Origin of the sequence: Dysgonomonas sp. ZJ279 (genome assembly GCF_011039205.1) — a bacterium.
Lineage (GTDB): Bacteria > Bacteroidota > Bacteroidia > Bacteroidales > Dysgonomonadaceae > Dysgonomonas.
Genome location: NZ_JAAKEL010000005.1, coordinates 71990 through 98756 on the forward strand (window position 1 = coordinate 71990; position 26767 = coordinate 98756).

The following is a 26767-nucleotide window of genomic DNA, read 5'->3' on the forward strand; positions in this document are numbered from 1 at the left end:
TAAACTATAAATCAATATGATATTATTTATTCAATCATTCTTAACGGGCGACTTTGTGTCGCTCCGTTTCAAATTGGCTATCGTAGGCATTATGTGGCTCATAGTAGCGATTGCAATTATTATCGATCTGTTTAGCGGAGTGCGCAAAGCTAAAGAACGGGGCGAGGTGCGTACCTCGGTTGGTTTCAGGCAGACGGTCACGAAAGTGGTGCAGTATTATGCATTTCTTGCGTTCGCCTTTTTATTCGATTGCATGCTGATGCTTATTCTTTCGGCTTTTGGTCTGGAAGAGGCGAGAGTGTTGCCATTTTCGTCGATAGCTGCGTGCTGCTTCCTTGTTTTTATCGAATGGAAATCGTTTATGGAAAAAGCGAATGATAAGTATAAAAAGCAGTTTAACCGCAGTGTTTCCGATTTGGCTACCCTGTTAGAGAATAGAGAGGATTTGTTGCATGGCCTTGTCGAGATAATAAAGAAACAAACTGAAAAACAAAAAGAAAACAATGATGAGGAAGATAGATAAAATAATACTTCACTGCTCGGCTACAAGAGAGGGGCAGAGCTTCACTGTGAAAGATATAGATGGCTGGCATAAGCAGCGAGGCTTTAATAAGATCGGTTATCATTATGTCATCTATCTCGATGGCACTATACACGAAGGGCGTAAAGAAGAAGAGGTTGGAGCGCACTGTTTGAAGCAGAATGCCAATTCGATTGGTATCTGTTACATCGGAGGCTTGGATGCAAAGGGAAATCCTAAAGACACACGTACCGCTGTCCAGAAAACAGCTTTGCAAGAGCTCGTCAATATCCTAAAGAAGAAATATCCGGGTGCAACTGTTCATGGACACAATGAGTTTGCGGCAAAGGCTTGCCCTTGTTTCGATGTGAAGAAAGAATTCTAGTCTTTCCTTCATCTTCTCTCTTCGTCTCTGTCATCCCGAAACGTAGTGAGGGATCTCTCTAGCCTCCCCAACCCCTCCCAAGGAGGGGCTCTTGTATACCCTCTTTGCATTCCTCCCCTTGAGGGAGGTTAGGAGGGGCTATTGTATCGGGATGACAAAGAGAATACAGGGATGACCAAGCGAATCAAATTATAAATGAAATATTTTCTATCTATTTAAATCAACTATCAGAATGAAAAATATATTAATCCTGTCGATACTTATCAGCTTTTTGTTAATCAGTTGCAAATCCAAAACGATCTATGTACCCGTAGAATCTGTAAAAACAGAATATAAAGACCGCTTGTATCGCGATTCGGTTTACTTACACGATTCTATTATGATAAAGATGAAAGGTGATACAGTCTGGTACGAAAAGTATAAGACTGTTTATAAGGACAAGTTGGTGCGTGATTCTGTTTTTATAACCGATTCCGTTCAAGTACCTTATCCCGTTATCGAACAGCAGGAAGTAAACAGGCTATCGTCCTTCCAGTCGTTTCAGATATGGTGCGGACGGATATTGTTGATTTTGCTAATATTATATTTTGGTTTGAAGAGATAATTGTCTTGTCGGCATATTATGATGTTTCGATCGTTTTAAAAACCGCAAGGCAATATTATATAATGTGATTTCTATTAAATAATGGCATCAAAAATTAATTCAGCTATCCTTTTCATACCTTTATCTCCAGGGTGATTAATTACTTCTATAGCTTGATCTCCACCTTCACTAATTTTATGTAAAGAGCCTTCGTCGTCATATACTTGAGTATCTAATGTGGGTTTGTATTCGGGGAAGTCGAGCTGGCTGAGAGCAACCCACGTACATCCCTCGGACTTTGCAACATTATATTGAATTAGATCTCTTTTTGAACTTTTCCAAAAGTTACCAGTTAAGACTATATGTGCATTCGGGGCTTGTTTTTTTATGTGTTTAACTAGAGTTGTTAGGTTTTTTTCGTAGGTATTTAAATCTGGAAATGGAACATTTTCTCCAATCCTCAATATTACTAAATTTTCATCATGGTCAAAATAACTATTGAGCTTACTGTTATCAAAAGTATTTGTGTTTTTTTCCCATTCTGCAATATTAATTGCTTTATATGGTATTTTATGGCTGAATTTGTTTTCAAGTAAGCTGTTGAATACGTGCACATAGTCTGAACTAGCTTTTGTAGCAGCCATTCCCCATTCTCCCCACCAGTAAGAACTTTTTTGAACAACAGTTATAGAGTTTCCTAATATTAAGTATTTAGATACGTCTCGAAGTTTGACTGTGTTTTCTTTTTCAGGCAATAGTTCATCTTTGCTACAAGATTGATTAAATAATGCAGTAAAGCAAAATACGACTTGACAGATTATAAGAGAAATTCTTTTCATCATTCGATAATTAATTATGAGTTACAAATATAGGTGTTAATTCTTTTTGTGCAAAAAAGGAAATGAAAATATTCATTGTTTAATATATAAGCAATACTTGTTGTTTAGTGATCGTAGTTATCGCATTTTAATTCTCATCAGTGTCTCTATAAACTCGTCCACCGCTTTTTCTTCTGTAGCCCACGATGTTATAAACCGTGCTGCCGAGTATTCCGCATCTATCTCCTTCCATATCAGAAATGCATATTTTTCTTGTAGCTTTTCGATCGTTGTGTTTGGTAGGATTGGGAAAATCTGGTTTGTGTCCGATTCTATTAGCATATTATAACCCAGATCGATAAATGCTTCTCCTATCTTGGCTGCCATTGCATTGGCGTGACGAGCTAAATCAAATATCAGATTGTTTTGTAGCAATTGATCGAACTGAACACCCATTGTTCGGCCTTTAGCCATGAGTGCTCCCCTTTGCTTGAGGTGGTATTTGAATTCTACTTTCAGTTTGTCGTTTGTTATAACTACCGCTTCGCCGAGTAATGCACCACACTTTGTTCCACCGATGTAGAATACATCCGTAAGAGCAGCTATATCTGCCAGAGTGAGGTCGTTCGACAGGGCAACAAGTGCCATCGGAAGGCGTGCGCCATCCATAAACAAAAGTAGATCGTTAGCTTTGCAGAAATCAGATAGGTCGGTCAGTTCCTGTTTCGTATAGACAGTTCCCAATTCCGTAGAATTAGAAATATATACCACCTTCGATTTCACAACATGATGCCCGCGCGCCTTGTTCAGAAATTGGACGATATCTTCGGGGCGAAGTTTACCATCGGCTGTTGCAGCAGCTTCTACCTTATGCCCGGTAGCCTCTATGGCTCCCGTTTCGTTTACATATATGTGTCCTGTATCGGCAGCTATAACCGATTCGTATGGCTTGAGCATAGCGCCTAATACGGTTAGATTGGCGAGTGTTCCTCCGGCTATCATGTGTACATCCAGATGGGGGTTGTTGGTCATCTGCCTGATCGCCTTTACTGCATTCAGTGTGTAACTATCATCGCCATATCCGGCTTGTTGTACGAGGTTGCTCTCAGTAAGCGCTCTCAATATAGAGGGGTGGCAACCTTCGCTGTAATCATTTGCAAAACTGTATTTCATATTGTATTATTAAGTTTATACCCAATCTTATATCTTGAAACGCAAAATTAGGTATTTTGTTTATTATCAGAGTCTACCATATCCAGTCTATTTCGACGAATAAATCATTTTTATGTATTGCCGTTCCGGCTATGTAATAAGTCACTCCATCGGTAAGGCATTCCGGATGAAGTATGTCTAGCTTATTTAAATCGATATCAGACGCAACTAGCTCCTCTTTATAAAAAAGATTCTGCCCATCGTAAATATAGTGTGTCGGTTTGCCGGATGTATTTCTTACTATTTGCAGATTATTTCTATCTATATTGTCTTTAACTCCGTAATTATTCCGTCTCAATATTCGCAGATATTCTTTATTATCTGTCTCGATATTATTACTAATTTCTTCTTTTTTTATGGCATTGTAATCGATATTGTAGACAGAATATGCGTCATTTAGATTAATAGGGATAATAGCAGTTTTTTGTTTTTGTATAATATAAATCTTGTCCTTATTTGCATACACTCCGTCAGTTATATACTTTAGAGTGTCGGTATAATTATATGCTAAAAGGAAAAGACCTTCTTTATCTTTATAAAAAGATCTTTGCTGATACATATATATTTTGGGTGCAGTATTTTTCAGAACAACCCGTTCTCCGTGCCAATAAGTAATTATGCTGTCGCTTGTATCTGACTGAGACATACTTTGTACCGATTCGGGATTTTGTAATAAATTACTTAATGCTTGTGAATCGAACTTTTTATTTACTAAAAAATTTCTCTGTCCTACAACCACTACTTTTGTTTTAGTATGGTCAACCCCCAATCTAGCAAAGCCACCTCCTGTACCTACCGTACCAACAGGAAATAGAATACGTTGCCCTATTTGTTTTTCCTTGCAATCGAAAAGCATCCTATTTAAAATAAAAGCCTTTGAGTATTTTACCGAGTCATCTTTATTCTTAATATTAATACGGCTCATTAAATTTTTAGGTAAATAAAAGTCTTCAGTTTTATCATAATCTTCAGAGTCGTCCTTCTCTTGCATTATTACATTCAGAAATTTGTTGCGTTTTACAGCTATTTCCTGACGGATATACGAAGAATGTCCGTCAAATATAAGGTTGGTCTTGGGTTTGATCTGAATGGAGAAATATCCTTTATCATCGCCTTTAGTATAATTCATGGGGTTGCCTTTTTCGTAAACATATAAAGCAAAAGCCGGTTTTCCTTCGTTGTCCAATACACGACCCTTGACCGTTATCAGCTCTTGGGCAAAAGAAAGCTGTGCTATATTTAGAATAAGAATAAGCGTAAGAAATTGTTTCATTGTGTATTTGTTTTTTTCTTCTGTACTATTTGGTGTCGTCTTCCGGAACAGTACTATTCTCATTTTCTAGTTTGAAATTCGGTTCGCCAAAGGTATAAATTTCGTCTAATTATTATGAGTGAGAGATATTATTTATTGAAGTCGTCTTGACTTTTTGTTTTTCGTATTATTTTGTCATCCTGAGGAATTAAGGATCTCGGTTAAGAGATGCTTAACTATCGTTCAGCATGACAAAGAGAGTAAAAAAACAAACAAACAAAACTTTTGAAAAGTCAAGACGGCTTCATTGAGTTTACTTTATTTTAAAAAATTGTCTCTGTCATTCTACATCTCAGCCTTTGGCATCGTTTTTTTTCGCTGCTGTCATCCCGATACGCAGTGAGGGATCTATTCTGAAATAAGCCGGTAGCTAATAGCTATTGGCTGATAAACCCAAGAGACAGGAGATCCCTCACTGCGTATCGGGATGACAGGGGCGACGGCAGGTAGCTGCAACTCATAATTGTTCCAAATACCCTCTTTGCATTCCTCCCCTTAGGGGAGGTTAGGAGGGGCTAACGTATCGGGATGACAGAAGGAACGGCAGATAACTGTCTCATAACTTATCATTCATAACTCATAATTATTCCAAACACTCTCTTTGTATTCCTCCCCTTGGGGAGGTTAGGAGGGGCTCTCATTTCAGAATGGCAGCAGTATTACCCCTTAATCTATGACTATCCAATGATTTGCCGTAAATGCTATTTAGATCAATTCTAAATGATGTTTGTGTGGTAAAATACATAGTTCAATATTTTACCAATTGATGTGATTGGTGTATATTTGTACTATGTAATTCAATTTAATACTAACTGATGATTGAAGATAAATAATAACAAAGAAAGGAGAGATGAATGGGGGCATTAAAAATCGAATGTTATTGCGATGAAAAGAAGATGAGCGATATTCTTTCAATGGTTGAGAATCATTTGCAGGAATCGGATATAAGAGAATTGTCCGACTTGGACAAAGAGATTGGGGGTATACGCATTTGTGTCGATTTCAATACATATATGGATGAGGTGAAGCTGAAAGGAGCGGAGATTCTCGATAGCGATTGGGATTTGCTTTACGAAGATACAGCAGTGTTAAACTCACGACTCAAAAAAGTAATAAGTGACTTTAATATCAATTGGCATAAGGTTGTAGCACAAGCTTACGATGTGAAGTCCGACAGGTTAAAAGAAATAGGTATTTATTAATTCAAAATTGAACTAGATTATGAGTAGGGATGCATTTTATAAACAGTTACAGAATATCTCTGAATCAGGAAGAGGACTAGCAAACGTATTGGAGTCGTATTTCTTCACAGGCAACTTCGAGCATCAGATTGGGCTTATCAGCAATGCTATTCAGGAGATTGTAAATAAAGGGTCGGACGATACGGATCAGAGTCTCGACAATCAGTTTGGTTACACCAATCGCTATATACGCGAATCGATATATGATCTTACCGAATTGCAAAAGTTTCTTACACGTCTGCATATTGTTTATGCCGATTACAAAAAGCAAACGGAATTGTTGGATAAATGTTGAAAAATGAATGTGTATAAAGAACGAGGAATATGGACAATATGGAATTGATTGATAAGGCATGGAAATTGAGAGAGCAAGGCGTAATATCTTTACATGAGCACGATTTGTATAGCTATCTCCTTCACAGGTGCGGAGAGATCGGGCAGAATCCTTTCTGCCAATCTACCGGTGTGCTGTGTGCGGTATTGGGTATCAATAGGAATGCATTAGCCGATCGTCGGAACAAATTGTCTGCTCTTGGTTTTATTACATTTAGAGAAGGGGTCTCTAAGCTAAAACCTGCACAGTATTATGTCTGTAAGGCTCGGGAAAACCAAGTTGCTAACCAATCAAAAAGAATAGTTACAGATCATCCATCTACGTCTTTTGCAATACCGACATTGGCAGATGTTACTGCTTACTGCACCGAAAGAAATAATGGAATAAACCCTCAGGCATTCTTCGATTTTTATCAGTCGAAAGATTGGTTTGTAGGTAAGAATAAAATGAAAGACTGGCAGGCAGCAGTCAGAACATGGGAGATGAACAGGAAAGAAGAAAAACGAATTGCGCCAAAACACGATAATAGTATCACTTATGTACAATTTTGATCAGGTATACCATGAGATGGAACGCCATGGGATGAAGCTCCCACAATCTAAAATAAAGGTGAAAATAAAAAATGCGCAGCAGGTTCTCGAAAGTGCACTGATTTATTTCCTGAAGCGCGAAGATAAGGATATGATCTGGTTGCCCGAATACGATGAGGTGGTCGATTGGCTAAGCGATAACCAAGGACGAGGCCTGTTTCTTTACGGACAATGTGGGCGAGGAAAAAGCCTTTTAGGCAGAATGGTATTGCCTGCAATCCTTCTGAAATTCAGCCAGAAAGTGGTGTCGGTTTTCGATATGCAGGATATGAATAGGGATGTGGATTATGCCTTGTCGAAACACCTTATCAGTCTCGATGATGTGGGCACCGAAGAGCAAAGTGTGAAGTATGGGCAGCGCCGGTGGGCATTCGACGAAATAGTGGATGCTGCCGAAAAATACAATAAATTGATTCTGATTAGCAGTAATCAATCGGTAGACAATCTTCGTGAGCGCTATGGTGACAGAACTTTAGATAGAATAAAATCGACAACAAAACGAATCATGTTTCGCGGAGAAAGTCTGAGAAGCTAAGACGGGTCGTCAGTCGGTAACAATCAGTTTAACATTATATAAACCCTTTTTTTAAGGCTCTTAATTGCGAGGGCTTAGGGTGCTTATTGCGAAGTCGTCTCGACTTTCTTTTAACCACAGAGTAAAAGGAGTTTCACGGAGTTGTTTAGGTTTCAGTACTAAGATAAAACATATTCTGATGATGAAACAGTCTGTTTTACAGCAATTATTTACTCCGTGATACTCTGTGCGACTCCGTGGTTAAAAGTCAAAATGAACTTTACTTTAAAAATAATAAAATTATGCGATTAGGAAACAGTTTTAGAGGTAATACAGGTAAAAAGTATATGATTCGCGGTAAGCATGATAAAACTCCTGCGAAAGATGGAATTGTTAAAGTTCAGCGGTTTAATGAATGGTTTGCAGAAAGTCATTCGTCGCTTGTGTGTGAATTGAAAACTAAAGACATATTTAATGAGGACACCTTGAGCGAAACCTATTTGAGGATGTACGAAAGTATACTTTATTCGGGGTTGGATATAGATAACTATCGTTCTTATTTCTTTCGCTCGTTTTTCACAAACTATGTACAGGGCAATATGAAAGCCAGTCGTTATTGTGCACTTTCGCCCAATTACGATAAGCCTGATATGGGAGGTTATAACATGGAGCAAGAGATTCAGCAAAAAAGGCTCGAGGAGGATATTTTCGATTATGTATATGACCGCTATAAGATTCGAGAGTTTGAGCTGTTTAAAATGTATGTAAGCCTTAAACCTGCTATTAATTACGACGTACTGGCTGATATAACCCATCTCAAAGCGCATCAGATTCAAGCCATTGTATCTAAGATAAAGAAGGATGTTTGCCGCAATCACGAATTTCTACAAAGGCGTAGGGAGGTGCTGATGGTTTGCTAAGCCTGTCCAATCCGGCTTTGTGTACTCGCCTCTGTCATCTCGAAACGCAGTGAGGGATCTCTTATCTTTTGATGTTATCAGCCAATAGCTGTTAGCTACCGGCTTATTTCAGAACAGATCCCTCACTGCGTTTCGGGATGACAGGGCCGACGGTAGGTAGCTGCAACTCATAATTATTCTAAATACCCTCTTTGCATTCCTCCCCTTGGGGGAGGTTAGGTGGGGCTATCAGTTCGGGATGACAAAGAGGGAAGATATTGATTCATAACTAATAATTACCATATGTATAAAATAAGAAGGATAAAAATAATAGGGGTAACTCGGCTAAGCGTCAATCTGGTTACTGATAATATTGAAAAGATAAGGCGCGAATATGCTGATATTTATAATGTAAAACTGTGTGATGTGAAATTTGTATATGGTGAGGTTTAATTTTGAATTATATTGATTGTTTATTAAGTTAATTTAAATAAAATTTATATATTGGTGCTCGTATTGTGTTTTAAATCTAAAATTAATGCTTATGAAAAAATTATTACTCTTATTGTCTTTTATTTTTATTTACTCATTAGGTGTCTTTTCTCAAGTTAAAGTTACCGAAATTATCGGGCTATTTAAAGTTTGTGATGGTGGTAGGGTTTCTTATACTGTAAAATACAATAATACAACAGGGGCGACAGCTGCGGTTGCTGTTGAGGTTAGTACGCATGGACGGTTTGATGATTCAAAACAGACTATGACTAAATATGTATCGAAAGGACAAGGCCAGTTCGATTTTTATGTTCATTGGAATAATGTAGCAACAAAAGATGCTTATATCAAAGCAGCAGGTGCTGGTGGAACTCCCACGACATTAAAGATTGAAATTACAAATGTATTAAATGAACTTACATTAAATGGACCTGATAAATTGTCTCGGTTAGAAATAGGAACATATAGTATCAATTCTTCTTGTGGTACGGTTAATAACGTTGCATGGAGTATCAATTCTGATAAAGCTAAAATAGCAGAGGCTAAAGAAAATGTGGCAAAAGTGCAAGCATTAGCTGGTGGAATAGATGTTGTATTGACAGCTCAAATAAAAAATCAAAATAATAATGTTTTACGTACACTTACTAAAACAATAGTACTAGAATCAACATTTAATATTGTTGGACCAGATATTATTTGCTCAAATATTTCAAACGTATTCTCTATATCACATATTGAGGAAGCTCCAGATGCGAAAATAACATGGACAGCAACTAGTAATGCAACTCTCCAAAGTGGGCAAGGAACCCCGAATGCTACCTTTAAGGGTGTTGGAAATGGAAATGCTGAGATTCGGGCAGTGATCGTGTACAAGGGAAAGACTTTTACTATACAAAAGACCTTTTGGGTAGGTCCTCCTGCACTATTTAGGCCTCCAACTGCTAATGGGCCGTTATGTTTAAATATTAGAGATGATGTTAAAGCGACAATAAAATTAGAAATGAAAGGCTTAAATCGAACGTATGATTATAAATGGGAAAAAGGATCAGGGAAAAGGTTTGAGTTCCTAACTAAAACTAGTAATTATGCAATTGTACAACCATTAGAGATAGGACAAATAGCAATTCTGTATAGTGCTAATAACCAGTGCGGATGGTCTGGCCCGGTAATAATACTAAGGGATGTTGCTATGTGTAATTCAAATGAATGGGTGATGAAATCAGCTCTTGATGACGTAGCAGATTCAGAACCATCCACCGCTTCCATCCGTATCTACTCCCTCACAACAGGGTCGGTAGTATATACGGAGAAGAATATAATGAATTTCAATATAGAAAACACAGGACTAAAGAAAGGTATCTATGTATTGGAGAAGACAGACGGAGAAGGAAATGTGACACGTATCAAGGTCGCTAAGCAATAAACTATCTCTCATTATATTACTTAAAAGCCCTGCTAGTCAGGGCTTTTTTGTTTTCTGGATATTAAAAATAGACCTTGCAGATAGATGGTGTATTGTAATGTAGAAATTTAAATTTATATTTGCTGCCAATAAACGAACTTGCACAGTTATGATCAAAAATACACATACTTACTCCATTCGCGTCCTGTATATACTCACGCTATTCCTTTTGTGTACAACATTTGTTCAGGCACAAAAGAAAAGTTCATCGAAGAAAAAAGCCGAAGTTATAGTAGAGAAGATAGATACCATAGAGGCTAAAAAAAAGCCACTAAGTAAAGCCCCGGTTGCCCCGTTTCGCGATACGATATTCTATGTTTATGGCAATATAGGTTCATTTACTTCCGACCAACGTGCAGAAGCTATCTCGAAGCGAATTGTGGAACTGGAGGAAGATCATAAATATACCGAAGATTCTCTTAAACTGGTAGAGCATAACGGTACAATCAATATCCTGTACAACAATCAGATAATAGCCAGTATAGATACCATACAGGCCGAGCAGCAGTCCAGATCTAAAATAGATGTTGCCCAAGAGTATAGGGCGCAGATTATCAGTGCGATAGATAATCATCGGGAAGAGACGAGCTGGCAGCGCATTGCCATTCAGGTGGTGGGCGTTATGCTGATTCTCGTTGCCGAATATTTCCTAGTCAAACTCATCTACTATGCCATCAGGCGATTGAAGATATTTGTACGCATGCAACGCGATAAGAGAATCAAAGGATTATTTGGTATCATAGATGCGCAGCGTGAGGTACAAGTGCTTGTGATAGTGTGTAATATATTGCGGTCGTTGCTTATTTTGGTGTCGCTCTATTTGTGTGTATTACTTCTGTTCAAATTGTTTCCCGACACCAAGGATATTTCAGACCGTTTGCTCGACTATGTTGTATCGCCATTCAAGTCGATAATAAAGAGCGTGATAGATTACATGCCTAAACTGTTCACTATAATTGTTATAGTTGTTATTTTCAAGTATCTGCAAAAGTTTTTGCGTTCTATTGCCGATAAAATAGCAGAAGGGAAAATTACCCTAAAAAGTTTCTATCCCGATTGGGCACGTCCGACCTACAACATAATCAAAGTTATACTCTTTGTATTTATGTTTATTCTTATTTTCCCTTATCTGCCGAAATCCGATTCCAATATTTTTCAAGGAGTATCGGTTTTTGCAGGGATTATTATATCGCTAGGGTCTACATCCATTATCGGTAATCTTGTCGCAGGTCTGGTTATTACCTATATGCGTCCGTTCAAATTGGGAGACCGTATCAAAATGGGTGATTGTGTAGGTAATGTGATTGAAAAAACGGCTTTAGTGACCCGCATAAAAACACCAAAGAATGAGGTGATAACAATACCTAACTCTACAGTGATGTCTTCGCAAACAGTAAATTATAGTTTCTCGGCTAAAGAATATGGTCTTATATTATACACCCCTGTAACTATCGGTTACGATGTCCCTTGGCAAAAAGTACATGAGTTGCTGCTGGAGGTAGCACAGCGAACCGATAACCTCTCGAAAAAACAAAAGCCATTTATTCTGCAAACTGCATTGAATGATTTCTATGTAGAATATCAATTAAATGTGTATATCAAAGAAGCGAATATGATGCCTAAAGTTTATTCCGATATCAGACAAAATGTTCAGAATGTGTTTGCAGAAGCTGGTGTAGAAGTAATGTCTCCGCATTATATAATCAATCGTGCAGTAGATGGTACGGATAGTACAATTCCTCCTGTGAAAGGGAGAGATATTCACGAATAATTCATCAGAAAGATAATCATCTCTAATCAATATTTATCAAATGCCTCGATCCTGTATCGGGGCATTTTTTTGTTCGTTTATATTTTTAACCACAGAGTTGTACTCTGTCATCCCGAACTGAAAGGAGGGATCTTGTAGCTATTGAGGCTATTGGTCAATAGCTAGCAACTAGCAGCTTATTTCGGAGCAGATCCCTCCTTTCAGTTCGGGATGACAAAGGGAACAGCAGGTAGCTGTAACTCATGACTTATCATTTTTTGTCGAGTTTATCTATATAGTAAAAGACTATATGGATGCAATAATTATACTGATAGGCTTTGTGTTAATTCTTACCGCAAGCCTTTATTGGAGTTCAATTCTTTCCTTACGCTTGCCCGAGATCAGCCGGTTTTTCGATAGGAAACCCTTCAACTGCCGACCCTGTTTAATCTTCCATTTCACATGGTTCTTATCTCTTCTTTTTGCTCTGGTTGCTTGGTCGATCGAAATATTTGTAGTCGGGCTGATTGCTGCATTTATAATATTCTTTACAGTTAAATATATTGATAATAAAAAAGTAGTAAAATGAATCAAGACATCAAACTAGAAAACGAAGTAAAGCAACTTATCTCAGAAGTAGAGAAAACACACCGTTACTCAATGAGTCGTATTTATAAATTATACAATCAGGTTTTTGGTACAACAGAACAACCTCAATCGTGTGCCAGTTGTTTGATACGCAAAGTGAAGCAACTGCGAATATGGCTTGCAGCACAACCTGAAAATAAAACAGGGATAGAAGAGACTAAACCTAGAAAGCGTACTAAAAAGACCAGTAATGATTAAGTAGTATGGCAAAAATAAAGAAAAAATATTATATGAATCGTGGCAAGGAAGGGCAGGAGCAGGCCTATGATTCGCCCGATAAGCTCATGCTCAAAGCCTATGAATACTTTGCATGGTGCGACGAGCATCCGTTGAATAAAAGTGAGTTGATGAAGTCGGGCGATCGTAAAGGTGACGTGATCGATGTCCCCATTGGTCGTCCATACACCCTAGTCGGATTATGTGTCTATTGTGGGATAAGCGAAGGATCGTTCAAAACTCTCGGTGCAGAAGATGATTTTGCGACCGTAGTGAAGCATATTTGTGATATTATCAGGCAAGAACAGATAGAGGGTGCAAGTCTGGGTATTTATAATGCAACCATCATATCACGCATGCAAGGGCTTAACGATAAGCAAGAACAGTCTGCTAATGGCAAGCAAATGCTGACAGTGAACATTGCCAGCCAAAAAACAAAAGATGAAATAGAATATCTTAAGAACTGGTTGTCCGACGAATGATTATGTAAATTATATAATAGAAAATGCAGATTGTTAGATAAACAGTCTGCATTTTTATTGTATGGATTGGAGATTTAGCTAGATTTCTATTCAACTTCTACAAACATCTTATCGAAGTTAATTGTCACTTTGTCGAATAATGTGACAAAGCTCATCCCTAAAGAACCATCTTCTTTCCCCTGTTTTATAAATACGGGATCGATGTTTACTCTTATATCGTTCAATCGGAAATCTTTATTCCCTACGCGTAGAGGAATGCTTGGTAATCTGTATATATCGATTGTTTTAACACCTCCGAAGCCACCTGATATTTTCGATTCTTTATGACCCGTTCTTTCCACTTCGTCCTTGTGTTTTTGATAATAAGTATAATGTAGATCCGATTCGATGTTTCCTGTGTCGAACTGCATTATCATTCGTTCGGCATTCGAATAGGTTTTTAGCAATACCTGATTCGAAAGAAACAGTATATTCCGCCCACTTTCGGGTAAAGATGTTTGCCTGATGGGGAAAATTATTTTCTTCTCTTTAGGTAATATTCGGACTTCGCCCGCAGCCGTCATTATCCCCAATCCTAGTACTGCATCAACTTTATAAATACTATCTACTGCCGAAACCGCAGGAGCGATGATTGCCGTCAGGTTTTTGTATGTCATATTTCCAATGCTTATACTATCTATTAACCCCATTTTGCCCAATCGTGTGCCTGTTCCCGAAATCTGAAGCGAATCATATATTATTTTCACATGATGCCTGTTCGCAAAATCTTCTGATATAAATGCACCTCCGGGACAGCCCGTATCGAAAATAAATCGTTCATTTTCACCATTTATCGCCACCGGAACAAAAAGTGTAGTACCCATTGGTGTGCCTTCGTATTCGAATGGCTCCAGTTCAATATCAATTATGCAATCGCTATCGGGACGGATCAGTTCACTTTTGGGAATATTGCGCATCGCTTTGTTTATCCGGTCTAATTGCCGATAGTTATTCAATGTTACAGAATCGATATAAGGTTCTATACTTGCTATGAAGTTGCTTAACTCATCGTCTGCTTTAATATATTCTCCCTGACCTGATAATAGTTGATTTTTCCACGATAGCATAGTCTGTACATTGTCGAAGCCAATATCTTGTTGATGATATTGTATGAGCGAATCGATGGATGCGAAGGCCTTCTGCGGACGATTAAAAACGGCATTCAAAAGCGACTCGGAAAAGGTCTTGAGCACCGGACTCTGTACGCTGTCCTTCAATAAAGTATATTGTTCGTCGAGCGTGAAAAAATCGCTGTTGTTGAGGCATGCGGCAATTTTTTCGTCAGGGCTTTGAGCATGCAGAGCAATACTCGAAAGGAAAAGGATAAATAGCGGCAGAATCTTTTTCATATTAGCTGTGTATTAGAAGCAGATAAGTCAATTTTATTAGGGCGTAAGTTAAAAAATAAATATGGGATATGTAAAATAAATTTATTTTTATTTGTGAGTGTAGTTTTACATATAATTTAGCTTAACATGAAAAAAAGGATGTATTGTAAGTGATTTTTCGTATCATTCTGTCATTCTGAACGGAGTGAAGAATCTCTCTATCAAGAGTCGGGATTCTTCACTCCGTTCAGAATGACAAAAGAGAATAACAATTTGACGGTATTGTTTTACTTACGACACACTATTTTAAGATAAAATATGTCCCATTATTTATATGCCGGATAGTAGATTCTTACCCATTTGGTTTCGCCATTGCTTAGATAAAATGCTAATTCTACATATGTAGTAGATGTATGAGTTCTTGCCCAGTCTCTCATCTCTTCGGCATAAATCGAAATCCTTATATCTTTCGATGTGGTTCCTGAAATAGATACATTGCATAAAGGAGGTGCACTGACATTGGCCACTGTTGTAGGGAAGGTAACATTAAATTGGCCGGCCGCAGAACTGTTGTAATCGAACGTGAAAGATGCATAATAAGGATTGATAACTTGTTGGGTTTCTTTTACCTCTGTGGTATGTGCACTGTTACCTAAAGATACGGCAACGAATAGAGTAAGCAAAAAAAAGATTTTCTTCATGATTATTAAAATTATTGGTTATTGATTGGTGTGATATCTATAAATTTTAACAATGATGTGTGTGTGAAAGTTTCTTGAAGGTAGCGTCTTTTTATATGTTATAAAACACAACAGTGCCGGATGCCTTTCGCTAAGCGAAACAGCACCTCTCGAAGCTTTTGGAAAATATCAATTAGTCGTAGTTTTTTTTATCCGCTACAATTACTTATTTTTCTATATCTAAATACTCCCTTCCGTCTTCTGCATTGAGCCACCCTTTTTGCCCCGATGGTAGTGTGAAGCGAATAAAATTACCTGTTTTATGTTTGTCAAGTTTCAGGTAGCGGGCATCGGTTGTTTTGGGATAGAACCCGATTAAATTGTCTTTATATAATAAGTGTTCACCGCCTTCGTGACTGGGATAAGTCTCTATATTGTCGAAAATAACAGGCACTCGTTCTTTTAGGCTGAAGGTCTTATTATCCTTGTTTACTATAATAGTTGATAAGCCATATTTGCCATCTTTTTCGACAATGAGTCCTTCGGTAATTAATTCCGAATAATCTTCGAAGTCGGCACCTCCCCAAATTGAATCTTTACCTATAAAATATAGTTTATCTATCGAGACATTTTTGATGGTGAGTTTAGTTATATCTTGATTTGCAAATCTTATCAGTTGATAATCGCCTTTATCTCTTGTTAGTTGGTAGCCTGAAAGTGAAAGTCCGGGAGGTATTAAATCACGCTCCCAAGGTATTATAGTTGCATCTTTTTTCAGATTTTGTCCCACAATCCATATATGTTCATTATTTGCTATTCCTTCTACAATATTGGGCGAAAAAGTGTGAATATTTAAATAGGCTGCTTGCAGATTGTTTACAACAATTGTATCAAAAAATGTAGTGAATACTGTGGCTCTTCCGTTTTTCTCCGTAATTATATGCTGTGTGCCGATTTGTATACTATCGTAGGTTTGCGGTAAGACGCGGGCATTAAATTTATTTAGGAGGGTATATCCTTCATCTGTTCGTTTTATTTTATAATTCAGTTTTTCTCTGATATTTATATTAGCCAGAAGCGTTTCTTTATCTTTATCCGTGAGTTTTTCGGGTTTTAAATTGCTTGTTTTTCGGGAGTAATAGTCTGCTCCTGTTAGGGCGACAAGTTCATTGCCCTGAGGCACTATATAATTGGGATCCTCGTCCAAAAGTTCTATAATATATTTATCACCTACCTTCATGTAATAGTAAGCCGAATGGCTTACATCAGATAATTTCCAAATGCGCTTAGGTCTGTCAGACTCGTTTCTTAGGTCTTCCTCGAATTGGTATTTGCAAATGGCAAAATAATCTTTATTGAATTTCATCAATTCGATTCGTGTATCTTTGTCTTTGTAAACAATATACTTCTTAGTATCAAACAATTTTTCGAACTCTTTCGGTTCGATTTTTTTTATGTTTCTAGTGTATATGGGAAAAGTCGTTTCGGGATTTTCTTCCCATTCGTATCCTTCGGCTTTCTCGTCATTCAATTTGAATGTTATTTCGAGCAGATCGTATGTATCGTCACTCTTATAATAGAATTTGCCATTATCTAGGTCAAATAAATCGACAGGACCGGCATCTACTACTATTTGAGCCATAGCAGGACGCACAGATATAATAAGAAAGAAGAGAAGAATTGCGTTAAGGTTAATCTTCATTGTTTTGTTTTTCATTTGAGACAATAAATATACTTATTTATGCTTGTTTGTAGGATAATTATGGAGAGTAAAGATTTAATCAGATTTTCAATTACAGAGTAACATGGACTATAAACTAGCCTCCCCAACCCCTCCCAAGGAGGGGCTCTGTATGCCCTCTCTGCATTCCTCCCCTTGGGGGAGGTTAGGAGGGGCTATCGTTTCGGGATGACAGAGGGAATGGCAGGTAGCTGTAACTCATAACTTATTATTCATAACTCATAATTATTCTAAACACCTTCTTTGCATTCCTCCCTTTGGGGGAGGTTAGGTAGGGCTTTCGTTTCGAGATGACAAAGTATTATATCAGATATTATAAAATAATATAAATCTAAAATAGTCTCCTTTACTTTTCATAACTTAGTACTTTACACAAAAATAGAGATAATGAAAACAAACACAATAAAGCTTAGCGTACTCGATCAGTCACCCATCCGAAAAGGAGGTACTGCCACAGAAGCATTACAGGAAACAACCCAATTGGCACAATTGACAGATAAACTGGGTTACACCCGTTTCTGGGTATCTGAGCATCACAATACACGTGCCCTTGCAGGCTCTGCGCCCGAAATACTGATAGCGCATCTTGCCAACCATACAACTAATATCCGTGTAGGATCAGGTGGTGTCATGCTGCCCAACCATAGCGCGCTGAAGATGGCTGAAAATTTCAAACTGCTCGAAGCTCTGTTTCCCAACAGAATAGATATGGGCATTGGTCGTGCTCCGGGAACAGACCGATTGACAGCTTCGTTACTCAACCCAAGCAACCAATTCAATCCGCAGGATTTTATAAATCAGCTTTACGATCTCGAAAACTTCTTTCACGATGCCGATGGAGCGGGTACGGTTTATCAGAAAGTAAAAGCCGAACCGCACATATCTACCGTGCCGTCTCAATGGTTGCTGACCTCTAGCGGCGAAAGTGCTATGTTTGCAGCTCATTTCGGTATGGCAGTATCGTTTGCTCATTTCATCAATCCGGTAGGAGGGCGCGATGCAGTTGAAGAATACAGGGCTGAGTTCGAACCATCTGCCGATCTGAAACATCCGAAGGCGAATGTGGCAGTATTTGCTTTTTGCAACGAAGACGAAGAAAAGGCATACCGTCAGCAAGCACTTATGGACTATCGTTTCGTGCAACTGGAAACGGGAGGTAGTTTAGCACCCATAACCTATGACGAGATAAAAAATATATCATATTCCAATTACGAAAAGCAGCGTATAGAAGTAAATCGTCGCCGTACCATTAGTGGAACGCCCGAACAAGTGAAGCCTAAAATAGAAGCATTAGCTGCTCACTACGGTGTAGATGAGATGATGCTTGTTACCTATACCGAAACGATAGAGGATAAGATGCACTCTTACGAATTGTTTGCCGAAATGTTTGGTTTATAATGTTGTTAACTAATCTATTATGAAGAATGTCAATCGTGTAATTATTTTATTGATAACAGCCTTCATAGGCTTTTCCTCTACTGTTTATAGCCAGAAAAAAGTAGAGGGCGAGAATACGTTAAATAAAGACCGTGTTTACGTTGTAGTAGAGCAGATGCCTGTTTTTCCCGGAGGAGATATGGAGATGCATAAGTTTATAAGTGAGAATTTAAAATACCCTGTTGTTTCCATAGAAGAAGCAATAATCAGTTCGGCTTCGGTACGTTTTGTTGTAAGTAAGACAGGCGAAGTGAAGGATGTAAAAGGTCTCCGTCATGCCGATTCTGCATTGGCAAAAGAATTGGCTAGAGTAATAAAGCTAATGCCACGTTGGATACCCGGAAAACAAAAAGGAGAGAATGTCGATGTCTATTTTACGCTTCCTATACATATCAATCTGAAAAAATAGAAAGAGATTAGGTTTTCTTTTTAGGTTTATTGTTCAACGAATATCTCCTCAAACAAAGCCTTCATTCTCATCTTTACTTCTTCCATATCTACTTTATATCCCAGTTCTTTTTCCATCGAAGTAACCCCTTTATCTACAAATCCGCATGGATTGATAAGATTAAAGTAGCTCAGGTCGGTATTTACATTGAGCGCAAGTCCGTGCATGGTAACGTATCGGCTACTGCGCACACCGATTGCCGCAATTTTTCGCGTGCGTTGAGGTTCGCTTACATCAAGCCATACACCGGCTGCACCGGGAAGTCGTTCGGCTTGGATATTATACGAATCAAGAAGCTTGATTATAATTCCCTCTATGTTGCATATATATTGCCTTAGTCCGATTTTGTAAGATTCGAGATCAAAGATCGGATAAGCTACCAATTGTCCCGGACCATGATAGGTGATATCACCTCCGCGATCTATTTGGAAAAGTGCTACACCTTTTTCTTTTAGAAAACGTTCGTTGAAAAGTAAATTCTCTTCCTTGCCATGTTTCCCAATTGTGATGGTATGAGGGTGTTCGCAGAATAGGAGTGTGTTGATGGTAGATAAATTGTTGTTTTTCAATTCTATATCCTTTGCGAATAATATTTGTTGATATTCCCATGCACTGCCGTATTCGATGTCTTTCAGATCCTCGTAAATCATATTGAATTATCTTTATAGTTTAACTTTTCCCGGATTTTTATTGATGAAGTCTTTCCAACTGGTAAACTTCTTATCGAGAGCCGGGTTGTTTGTTTGGAAGAAATGGCAAACCGCAGCAGCTAATCCATCAGTCGCGTCCATCTCTTTGAGCATGTTCTCATCGGGTATTTTCAGAAAGTTTTGTAGCATATAGGCAACCTGCTCTTTAGCAGCCTTTCCATTTCCGGTAATCGACATCTTAATTTTCAATGGAGCATATTCAAAAATAGGAATATCGCGCGACAGTGCAGCAGCCATAGCTACCCCTTGTGCACGACCTAGCTTGAGCATACTTTGTACATTCTTTCCGAAAAAGGGAGCTTCGATAGCCAGTTCGTCGGGTAGAAATTCATCGATTAGTGTAATTATACGCTCAAAGATGCGGCGAAGCTTCAAATAATGGTCGTCGTTCTTGTTCAGTTTCAAGATACCCATTGCCAGCATTTCGGGCTTGTTGTTCACCACACGTAAGACACCGTACCCCATCACCTGTGTGCCGGGGTCGATACCTAATATTATGCGTTCCTTTTGTATCATTCTTTCATAATTCTATTTCTTCGAGCAAGGTCATAAAGCCTAATGCCTTATTGCCAAACTTTGCAGTCAGCTCTTTCTGTAATTCTTGTCCGTCGGCAGAGAGCCAATGGTTGAGGGTTTCTACATTCTTTATTTTGAATTGTAACGAAAAACTTGTGCCACCCTCTTCGTGTTGGTGATGTATACGCGAAAAACATGGTGCATGTAAGAATCCGCTAGTTTGGGCACGGGGTACGTATATTTCTTTCATGAAGCGAAGATAAGCGTCTTTTATATCGTCGTCCACATGAAATGTTGTATTGAAAATAATCATGAGTAAGTCTTTATTGTATTTGTAGCAAAAGTACGAAAAGTTTAGCAGAGCTTTTGTGTAGGTTGAGTTATTTAAATGAAAAATAGATACGACCAGTTGACAGAAATAATTTTTAAAACATAGAGTGCCAAAAGGTGTAATGATACCCGTCTTGGTCATTACTCTTTTCCATCCTTTCATTCCGAAACGAAAGTCCCACCTAACCCTCCCCCTAAAGGGAGGAATGCAAAAGGGTGTTTGGAATAATTATGAGTTATGAATGATAAGTTATGAGTTACAGCTACCTGCCATTCCCTCTGTCATCCCGATACGCAGTGAGGGATCTACTCTGAAATAAGCTACTAGCTATTGTCTTAACATCAAGAGACAATAGATCCCTCACTGCGTATCGGGATGACAGCGGCGAGTATTTAGTAGGGGGCTGCCTTGGCCAGGGGTTGGGGAGGCTAGACAGATTCTTCACTACGTTTCGGAATGACAAAAGATCAATAGAGAATATCTGGCGGGCTGGGTCGAGACAATTTTTATGTATTAATTATTATAGAGTGAAACTACTGAACAACATGAGTGTTTCGTTGTTTTTATTTTATCACATTATTACTTTGATCCACAGGTTTGTATAATGTGTAAACGATATAATATTTCTATATGAACAAAAATAGGTTAGAAGCCTTTAGTGATGGTGTGATGGCAATTATCATAACCATTATGGTCTTGGAATTAAAAGTTCCGCATGGTACAGAATTAAAAGATATACAGCCCCTTGTCCCCACATTCTTTGCTTATGTTTTGAGCTTTATTTATGTGGGTATTTATTGGAATAACCATCATCATTTGTTTCAATCGGTAAGCCATGTAAATGGCGCTATTCTCTGGGCAAATCTCTTTCTACTGTTTTGCCTTTCTCTGTTACCTTTTGCTACGGGTTGGATGGGCGAAAATCATTTAGACGAATTACCTGTATTCCTATATGGTTTGGTCTTATTTATGGCATGTATCGCGTGGTGGATACTGGTCGAAATCATCATTAGAGAAAAAAGCAATAGCAAAACTGCCGAAAAACTGAAATGCGATCCGAAGATAAGAGAGTCGGCAGCTATATATTTAGTAGCTACCATAGTGGCTTTGTTCTTTCCTATTGTCAGTTGTGTGATTTATGCTCTGGTTGCTTTGCTCTGGTTTATTCCCGATAAGAGGATGGAGAAAGCGGTGAAGGAAGTGAGCGGTGAGGAAGAATAAGATAGATATAACAATATGAAAAAAGTGGGCATACATTTAAGTATGCTCACTTTGTCATTTTGCGATCAGCATTTTTATTGTCTTGTTATTTGATTTGACGATCTTCTATATATTTTTCAACAGCAGTTTTTATTTCTGCTTGTTTCTTAGAGTCGGCTACAAGTTCATAGATTGGTATCATTCTGTCTAGTCGCATATCAACAAGTGAAGCATTTTCGCTTGTTAAAGATTTAAACCATTCGTAGTAATTGAGCTTCGTAAATTCTTTTTGTAGGTTATATGTTCCGCAAGCTATACTGTTATCTCCTCCTTGGCTCACAACATGTGCTATCGGTAGCTTATTCTGGTTGACAAGTTCCTTAATGCCGCTGTCACTATCGCTATGAGAAAGACCTATGCCCAATTGGCTTGCAGCGTAAAAAGACCCTGCTCTAACTATTCTTTCTTTATCACCCGAATTATCATTGATTTTCGATCTGTATATCATGTCAAAACGTCCACCCACAGAATATTCATTTATGACATGTGTACCATATTTTTCGACAATCTTATTTGCGGAGAGTGATGATATATCCTTAGCAAATGACTCTGTTATATATGAAATCAATAGCAGAGGATTGTGATATAGATAAAAACTTTCCGTAATGACGTATGTGTGAGTACTCGCATAAGAATATGTAGAGAGGGTTTCATCATCTCTTAAATCAAAATTTTTATTATCCAGAATGGTTCCACTAAAAGCTGCAACATTACCGTTTATTTCATTCCAGTAGCTATTGCTCGAAATACTAGTCAAGTGTTTTATATATTCCGACGACGTAGTCCCTATTGCAGAATGGCTGTAGCTGGCTGGGCTTGTAGCATGGCCATATCCGTCCGGATTTTCATTTATGTACTTATCAAAATCAATAACAGCTTCTCTTGTCGATTCCTCACTGATATATGTACCTGTTATATCATAACCTTTTCCAAGTAATATTTCATTTGTAGCAACTTTTCTTTCTAGGGGTGTATAAGCCGCCATAGGGTTTATTTCCTCTATTTCTTCCAGCTCAGTTTGCGGATTTGGATCATCGTCGTCCGAACAACTGAATAAGCCGAAGCTGAGTAGTAGTGAAAGTAATAGTAGTGTTTTTTTCATAATCCGTAAGTATATTTTTAATTAGTATATTGTATCATATTCTATGACGATAGATTTTGAAGAAAGTTTAAATTGCGTTTCAAAAAATAAGCTCATATAGTTTAGAAACAATCACGATTCATGACTTTGATTTCTTTCTCAGCCATGTGTTTTTAGCACAATCTATGCTTATATTCTATCTCTATAGTCGTGGCTCTGCTATAACGTTGTACCAACTCTGAGACGCTGATGCAAACATGCATATATAAGACGAAGGTGTTTCCCAAATTTCAACAGGACAGGCATCGGAAAATCTAGGATATACTTTGTCGATTGGGTTTTTAAATCTTTTGTTATATTCGTCGAACAATATTGTTTTCTCTATATCATTTCCTTCATATATTAAGATGCTCTTGCCATAGATAAGGGTTATATATTCATGAAAAAATGACCGTGTCATCAAATGGGCTTCTTTACGCCTTTCTTCGTCATAGCTCTCTATGGCTCCAAAAAAATCATAATTTTCTATATCAGGTAAAACGGAACTGCTTTTCATCGTTTTTTGTACTTTTTCTGATTTGTGGATAGTTGTGCTATATGGCATGAAATCTAATATAGCATATTGATACTGTTCGCCTTCAGAAAAATGATGAAGAGCGAGTTGTATTCCTTCCCATCTTAAAGAACCGTCGTTTGTTTTTACCGGTCTGTCTGTCATGTAGTGATTAGTAGTGTTTTGGTGAGGTCCACTCCATTTTATTGTGAAAAAATCTACTGTTGGTTTTGTAACCTCATATTCCACTGAGGTTTCACTTATTATTGCTCCGTCTTTATATCCCAATGCACTGACTTTATTTTTTCCTAGTCTGTAATCTGTAATGTTAACATCTCTTTCGTCGCTGGTGTCAGGTATAGTAATAATGCCATTCCACCATATACCATTCGTTTTCCATACAACACTATCATAATTATTTATCAGCAAATCCATATCGAGATCAATACTGACAGTCAATTTATCAAATGGAGCAATTGTGGTTTTGTCTGCTTTCAATTTTAACTGTATATCCTTTTTCGGATTATCATCATTATTATCATCGTCGTCCGAACAACTGAATAAGCCGAAGCTGAGTAGTAGTGAAAGTAGTAATAGTGTTTTCTTCATAATGTGTTTATCTGTATTAATAGTCTTGATTCAATGGTTGGTCTTCAATGTACTCTAAAAGTTCAACCTTAAACAAATATAATATAAAATGTAATTGTATAGTGTCTTTTCTACAAAATAAAATAGCCTGCACTCATCGAATGCAGGCTATTTTTATAATTAAAGATCAGATATAATTAATATCCTCTGATTGCTTTTACTCCAGGAAGTACTTTTCCTTCGATGAACTCAAGTAGAGCACCACCACCGGTAGATACATAAGATACTTGGTCAGCCAATCCGAACTTGTTAACACAAGCCACAGAGTCGCCACCACCTACTAATGAGAACGCACCTGCTTTAGTCGAAGCTGCAATAGCTTTAGCTACTACTTCAGAACCGTGAGCGAAGTTGTCGAATTCGAATACGCCTACAGGACCATTCCAAAGAATAGTTTTAGATGCCATGATAACATCAGAAAATTCTTTTTCGCCTTTAGGACCAACATCGAAACCAGCCCATCCGTCAGGAATTGCATTAGCTTCTGCAAATTGAGTATTAGCATCGTTGCTGAATTTGTCGCCAAGTTTAGCATCGCTCGCTAAAACAAGGTTCACGCCATTTTTTTCAGCTTTTGCCATAATTTCTTTAGCCAGTTCTAGCTTGTCGTCTTCACAAAGTGAATTACCGATTTTACCGCCTTTAGCTTTTTCGAATGTAAATGCCATACCACCACCGATGATAAGGTTGTCTACTTTATCTAACAGGTTTTCGATAATATCGATTTTAGACGATACTTTCGATCCGCCGATGATCGCTGTAAACGGACGAGCAGGATCTTTCATGATTTTCTCTACTGCGTCTACTTCTTGTTGAAGCAAGTATCCGAACATTTTATGATTTGCATCAAATTCGTCAGCAATAAGAGCTGTAGAAGCATGTGCACGGTGAGCAGTTCCGAAAGCGTCGTTTACATAAACATCAGCATAAGAAGCTAAAGTTTTAGTAAATTCTTTTTGGCTTTCTTTGATTGCTTTTTTAGCAGTAGCTTTAACCTCGTCGCTTGCATCTTCTGCCAATCCGCGTGGTTTGCCTTCTTCTTCAGCATAGAAACGAAGATTTTCAAGCAATAGAGCTTCTCCCGGTTGAAGAGCAGCAGCTTTCATAGCAGCTTCTTCGCTCGCGCAGTCGCTTGCAAATTGTACATCAACACCCAACAATTTAGATACGTGAGCAAGGATGTGTTTCAATGAATATTTATCTTCCACACCTTTAGGACGACCAAGGTGAGATGCAATGATCGGGCTACCGCCATCAGCGATAATCTTTTTAAGTGTGGGCATTGCTGCACGGATACGAGTGTCGTCAGTGATGTTGAATTGTGCATCTAAAGGCACATTGAAGTCAACTCTTACGAATGCTTTCTTTCCAGAAAAGTCGAATTTGTCAATTGTAATCATAATTTTTTATAATTAAATATTATAATGAATGTTTCTTATTGTCAAAGCTTTAGGTGCTCGCTGCCTCTTTTTGTAAAGAGAGGTACAAATATACAAAATTATGTGTTAGATAATTGAAGCGAAAATTAATTTTAATGAATTTAAGAGCTATAACGGATTATAAGCTTGTTAAGCAGGCATATAATTACTCTTTTCGACTGTTTTACAGTCTGTAATTTTGACAAGACTATTCAGTTTTAAAGAAATTTATGTTACTTCGCAACTATATATTTACGGAGAGTGGCATTCTCCGAATACAGAAGCACAAACACAGAGATGGTAAATAGCCATTTTAATTACACAATACATAAATTATAACATAGAGAAATGAAGCGAATTATTCTAACAATCTGTCTCTTATCTGTCATTTGTTCTTGTTCTTCACAAAATGCAAATAAAGATAATGGGCTCTTGGAATTTTATACAATAAATATGGATTCTGAAAAAGAATTTATGCAGGAGTCTCTGGCTCAGATGGAGCGGAGAGGTGTGATCGATAAAGCTCAATCCGAACTCGTTCTTAATTGTCTGGTTGCTGATTGGCAAAGTATCGCCGAAAATAAAATAGCTCTGACTTGCGAAGAACTGGATTTGAAGGCGGCTAATACATTAGAAAAGTTGCAGGGAGTAAGAGCCACTGTTGATTTCTATGAGTTGATGACAACGGAATATGCGGGCATCACAACCGAAAACAGCATGAAAGATGGAGATGATTCGTGCAACCCGAATATCGTTATTTGGGAGTGGTGGCAAGCCAATCAGACGTTCGACGATAGGATATATGAAATGCGCAGGCGGTTGGAAGATATGCAGACACGTGCGACAGGCTCGAGATCGCAAGATGCTGCAAAGCAGTCTAAAGAAATTGCAGCAGAGGTGAATAAAGATATAGACATACTGCAACGTAGCGAATCGTCGGATACAACCGGAATAGTTGAAATAGTGGAAGCTGCCAGAGCAAAGTATCGCGGAAGACAGGATATTGATGAATCTATATTACTTGATGTCGGCTATGTTTACAATCTTATGGCTAGTTCCAAAGGGTTGGATATGAGTTCTGAAACAATGGATTGGGCAAGTGGATTGAAATAAATATAA

At 38.0% G+C, this 26767-nt stretch carries 30 protein-coding genes; 18 read left to right on the forward strand and 12 right to left on the reverse strand.

Features of this window, described 5'->3' with window-relative positions:
- Positions 1-16 precede the first annotated feature (16 nt).
- The 3 genes from G7Y57_RS08295 (at position 17) to G7Y57_RS08305 (ending at position 1509) form a co-directional block, all read left to right on the forward strand.
- Positions 17-523: a phage holin family protein gene (locus G7Y57_RS08295; RefSeq protein ID WP_165022206.1), complete on the forward strand. Its 507-nt coding sequence runs from the start codon at positions 17-19 to the stop codon at positions 521-523.
- Positions 504-905, forward strand: a complete 402-nt coding sequence (locus tag G7Y57_RS08300; RefSeq protein WP_255491379.1) for an N-acetylmuramoyl-L-alanine amidase — start codon at positions 504-506, stop codon at positions 903-905. The genes G7Y57_RS08295 and G7Y57_RS08300 overlap by 20 nt, the downstream gene beginning before the upstream one ends.
- Before the next feature lie 232 nt (positions 906-1137).
- Positions 1138-1509, forward strand: coding sequence for a hypothetical protein (locus G7Y57_RS08305; RefSeq protein ID WP_165022209.1), 372 nt, complete (start codon positions 1138-1140; stop codon positions 1507-1509).
- 74 nt (positions 1510-1583) lie between these two features.
- On the opposite strand, the gene G7Y57_RS08310 is transcribed toward G7Y57_RS08305, so the two are convergent.
- The 3 genes from G7Y57_RS08310 to G7Y57_RS08320 form a co-directional block, all read right to left on the reverse strand.
- A complete protein-coding gene (locus tag G7Y57_RS08310; RefSeq protein WP_165022213.1) occupies positions 1584-2330 on the reverse strand; it encodes an SGNH/GDSL hydrolase family protein in 747 nt (248 codons plus the stop codon).
- 114 nt (positions 2331-2444) lie between these two features.
- Positions 2445-3479, reverse strand: a complete 1035-nt coding sequence (locus G7Y57_RS08315; RefSeq protein ID WP_165022216.1) for a threonine aldolase family protein — start codon at positions 3477-3479, stop codon at positions 2445-2447.
- Positions 3480-3552: 73 nt separating this feature from the next.
- Positions 3553-4791 (reverse strand): hypothetical protein, encoded by a 1239-nt coding sequence (locus G7Y57_RS08320; RefSeq protein ID WP_165022219.1) that lies wholly within the window; start codon positions 4789-4791, stop codon positions 3553-3555.
- A gap of 893 nt (positions 4792-5684) precedes the next feature.
- Here G7Y57_RS08320 and G7Y57_RS08325 point away from each other — a divergent pair.
- From G7Y57_RS08325 to G7Y57_RS08370, 11 genes are all read left to right on the forward strand, one after another.
- The gene (locus tag G7Y57_RS08325; RefSeq protein ID WP_165022222.1) at positions 5685-6032 is read left to right on the forward strand and encodes a hypothetical protein; all 348 of its coding nucleotides are present in this window, start codon (positions 5685-5687) and stop codon (positions 6030-6032) included.
- 19 nt (positions 6033-6051) lie between these two features.
- Entirely contained in the window at positions 6052-6366 is a 315-nt protein-coding gene (locus G7Y57_RS08330) for a hypothetical protein (protein ID WP_165022225.1), read from the forward strand.
- 29 nt (positions 6367-6395) lie between these two features.
- On the forward strand, positions 6396-6956 hold the full coding sequence (locus G7Y57_RS08335) for a hypothetical protein (RefSeq protein WP_165022228.1): 561 nt from the start codon (positions 6396-6398) through the stop codon (positions 6954-6956).
- Positions 6943-7530 carry a hypothetical protein gene (locus tag G7Y57_RS08340; RefSeq protein WP_165022231.1) on the forward strand — a complete coding sequence of 196 codons (588 nt, stop codon included), beginning with the start codon at positions 6943-6945 and terminating at the stop codon, positions 7528-7530. The genes G7Y57_RS08335 and G7Y57_RS08340 overlap by 14 nt, the downstream gene beginning before the upstream one ends.
- Before the next feature lie 281 nt (positions 7531-7811).
- Entirely contained in the window at positions 7812-8429 is a 618-nt protein-coding gene (locus G7Y57_RS08345; RefSeq protein WP_165022234.1) for a hypothetical protein, read from the forward strand.
- A 282-nt stretch (positions 8430-8711) separates the two neighbouring features.
- Positions 8712-8861 carry a hypothetical protein gene (locus tag G7Y57_RS17890; RefSeq protein WP_221412119.1) on the forward strand — a complete coding sequence of 50 codons (150 nt, stop codon included), beginning with the start codon at positions 8712-8714 and terminating at the stop codon, positions 8859-8861.
- A 304-nt stretch (positions 8862-9165) separates the two neighbouring features.
- Positions 9166-10323 (forward strand): T9SS type A sorting domain-containing protein, encoded by a 1158-nt coding sequence (locus G7Y57_RS08350; RefSeq protein ID WP_221412120.1) that lies wholly within the window; start codon positions 9166-9168, stop codon positions 10321-10323.
- A gap of 148 nt (positions 10324-10471) precedes the next feature.
- Positions 10472-12133, forward strand: coding sequence for a mechanosensitive ion channel family protein (locus G7Y57_RS08355; RefSeq protein WP_165022239.1), 1662 nt, complete (start codon positions 10472-10474; stop codon positions 12131-12133).
- A 289-nt stretch (positions 12134-12422) separates the two neighbouring features.
- Entirely contained in the window at positions 12423-12701 is a 279-nt protein-coding gene (locus G7Y57_RS08360) for a hypothetical protein (protein WP_165022242.1), read from the forward strand.
- Positions 12698-12958 (forward strand): hypothetical protein, encoded by a 261-nt coding sequence (locus tag G7Y57_RS08365; protein ID WP_165022245.1) that lies wholly within the window; start codon positions 12698-12700, stop codon positions 12956-12958. Before G7Y57_RS08360 ends, G7Y57_RS08365 begins: the two co-directional genes overlap by 4 nt.
- Positions 12959-12963: 5 nt before the next feature.
- A complete protein-coding gene (locus tag G7Y57_RS08370) occupies positions 12964-13458 on the forward strand; it encodes a terminase small subunit (protein ID WP_165022248.1) in 495 nt (164 codons plus the stop codon).
- Between the two features lie 86 nt (positions 13459-13544).
- Here the strand turns inward: G7Y57_RS08370 and G7Y57_RS08375 are convergent, their stop codons facing one another.
- The 3 genes from G7Y57_RS08375 to G7Y57_RS08385 all read right to left on the reverse strand — a co-directional run bounded on the left by G7Y57_RS08375 (position 13545) and on the right by G7Y57_RS08385 (position 17222).
- Positions 13545-14846 carry a retropepsin-like aspartic protease gene (locus G7Y57_RS08375; protein ID WP_165022252.1) on the reverse strand — a complete coding sequence of 434 codons (1302 nt, stop codon included), beginning with the start codon at positions 14844-14846 and terminating at the stop codon, positions 13545-13547.
- Positions 14847-15151: 305 nt separating this feature from the next.
- Entirely contained in the window at positions 15152-15526 is a 375-nt protein-coding gene (locus G7Y57_RS08380; RefSeq protein WP_165022255.1) for a hypothetical protein, read from the reverse strand.
- A gap of 205 nt (positions 15527-15731) precedes the next feature.
- Complete coding sequence (locus G7Y57_RS08385) at positions 15732-17222, reverse strand: hypothetical protein (RefSeq protein ID WP_165022259.1); 1491 nt, start codon at positions 17220-17222, stop codon at positions 15732-15734.
- Positions 17223-17633: 411 nt separating this feature from the next.
- Here G7Y57_RS08385 and G7Y57_RS08390 point away from each other — a divergent pair, with 411 nt between their 5' ends.
- Together G7Y57_RS08390 and G7Y57_RS08395 are read left to right on the forward strand one after the other, a co-directional pair.
- Positions 17634-18644, forward strand: coding sequence for an LLM class flavin-dependent oxidoreductase (locus tag G7Y57_RS08390; protein ID WP_165022261.1), 1011 nt, complete (start codon positions 17634-17636; stop codon positions 18642-18644).
- A gap of 19 nt (positions 18645-18663) precedes the next feature.
- A complete protein-coding gene (locus tag G7Y57_RS08395) occupies positions 18664-19092 on the forward strand; it encodes an energy transducer TonB (RefSeq protein ID WP_165022264.1) in 429 nt (142 codons plus the stop codon).
- Between the two features lie 26 nt (positions 19093-19118).
- Here the strand turns inward: G7Y57_RS08395 and lipB are convergent, their stop codons facing one another.
- From lipB to G7Y57_RS08410, 3 genes are read right to left on the reverse strand one after another with little or no spacing between them, the layout of a single operon-like run.
- On the reverse strand, positions 19119-19781 hold the full coding sequence (gene lipB / locus G7Y57_RS08400) for a lipoyl(octanoyl) transferase LipB (RefSeq protein ID WP_165022267.1): 663 nt from the start codon (positions 19779-19781) through the stop codon (positions 19119-19121).
- A gap of 12 nt (positions 19782-19793) precedes the next feature.
- The gene (gene ruvC, locus G7Y57_RS08405) at positions 19794-20357 is read right to left on the reverse strand and encodes a crossover junction endodeoxyribonuclease RuvC (protein ID WP_165022270.1); all 564 of its coding nucleotides are present in this window, start codon (positions 20355-20357) and stop codon (positions 19794-19796) included.
- Between the two features lie 4 nt (positions 20358-20361).
- The gene (locus G7Y57_RS08410) at positions 20362-20670 is read right to left on the reverse strand and encodes a DUF4286 family protein (RefSeq protein WP_165022273.1); all 309 of its coding nucleotides are present in this window, start codon (positions 20668-20670) and stop codon (positions 20362-20364) included.
- Positions 20671-21318: 648 nt separating this feature from the next.
- Here G7Y57_RS08410 and G7Y57_RS08415 point away from each other — a divergent pair.
- Positions 21319-21909 (forward strand): TMEM175 family protein, encoded by a 591-nt coding sequence (locus G7Y57_RS08415; protein ID WP_165022276.1) that lies wholly within the window; start codon positions 21319-21321, stop codon positions 21907-21909.
- Between the two features lie 85 nt (positions 21910-21994).
- Here the strand turns inward: G7Y57_RS08415 and G7Y57_RS08420 are convergent, their stop codons facing one another.
- The 3 genes from G7Y57_RS08420 to G7Y57_RS08430 form a co-directional block, all read right to left on the reverse strand.
- Positions 21995-23050, reverse strand: coding sequence for an MAC/perforin domain-containing protein (locus G7Y57_RS08420; RefSeq protein WP_165022278.1), 1056 nt, complete (start codon positions 23048-23050; stop codon positions 21995-21997).
- A 181-nt stretch (positions 23051-23231) separates the two neighbouring features.
- Positions 23232-24191, reverse strand: a complete 960-nt coding sequence (locus G7Y57_RS08425; RefSeq protein ID WP_165022281.1) for a hypothetical protein — start codon at positions 24189-24191, stop codon at positions 23232-23234.
- A gap of 176 nt (positions 24192-24367) precedes the next feature.
- Complete coding sequence (locus G7Y57_RS08430) at positions 24368-25630, reverse strand: phosphoglycerate kinase (protein WP_165022284.1); 1263 nt, start codon at positions 25628-25630, stop codon at positions 24368-24370.
- Positions 25631-25996: 366 nt separating this feature from the next.
- Between G7Y57_RS08430 and G7Y57_RS08435 the strand changes: the two genes are divergently transcribed.
- Positions 25997-26761, forward strand: a complete 765-nt coding sequence (locus tag G7Y57_RS08435) for a hypothetical protein (RefSeq protein ID WP_165022287.1) — start codon at positions 25997-25999, stop codon at positions 26759-26761.
- Positions 26762-26767 lie beyond the last annotated feature (6 nt).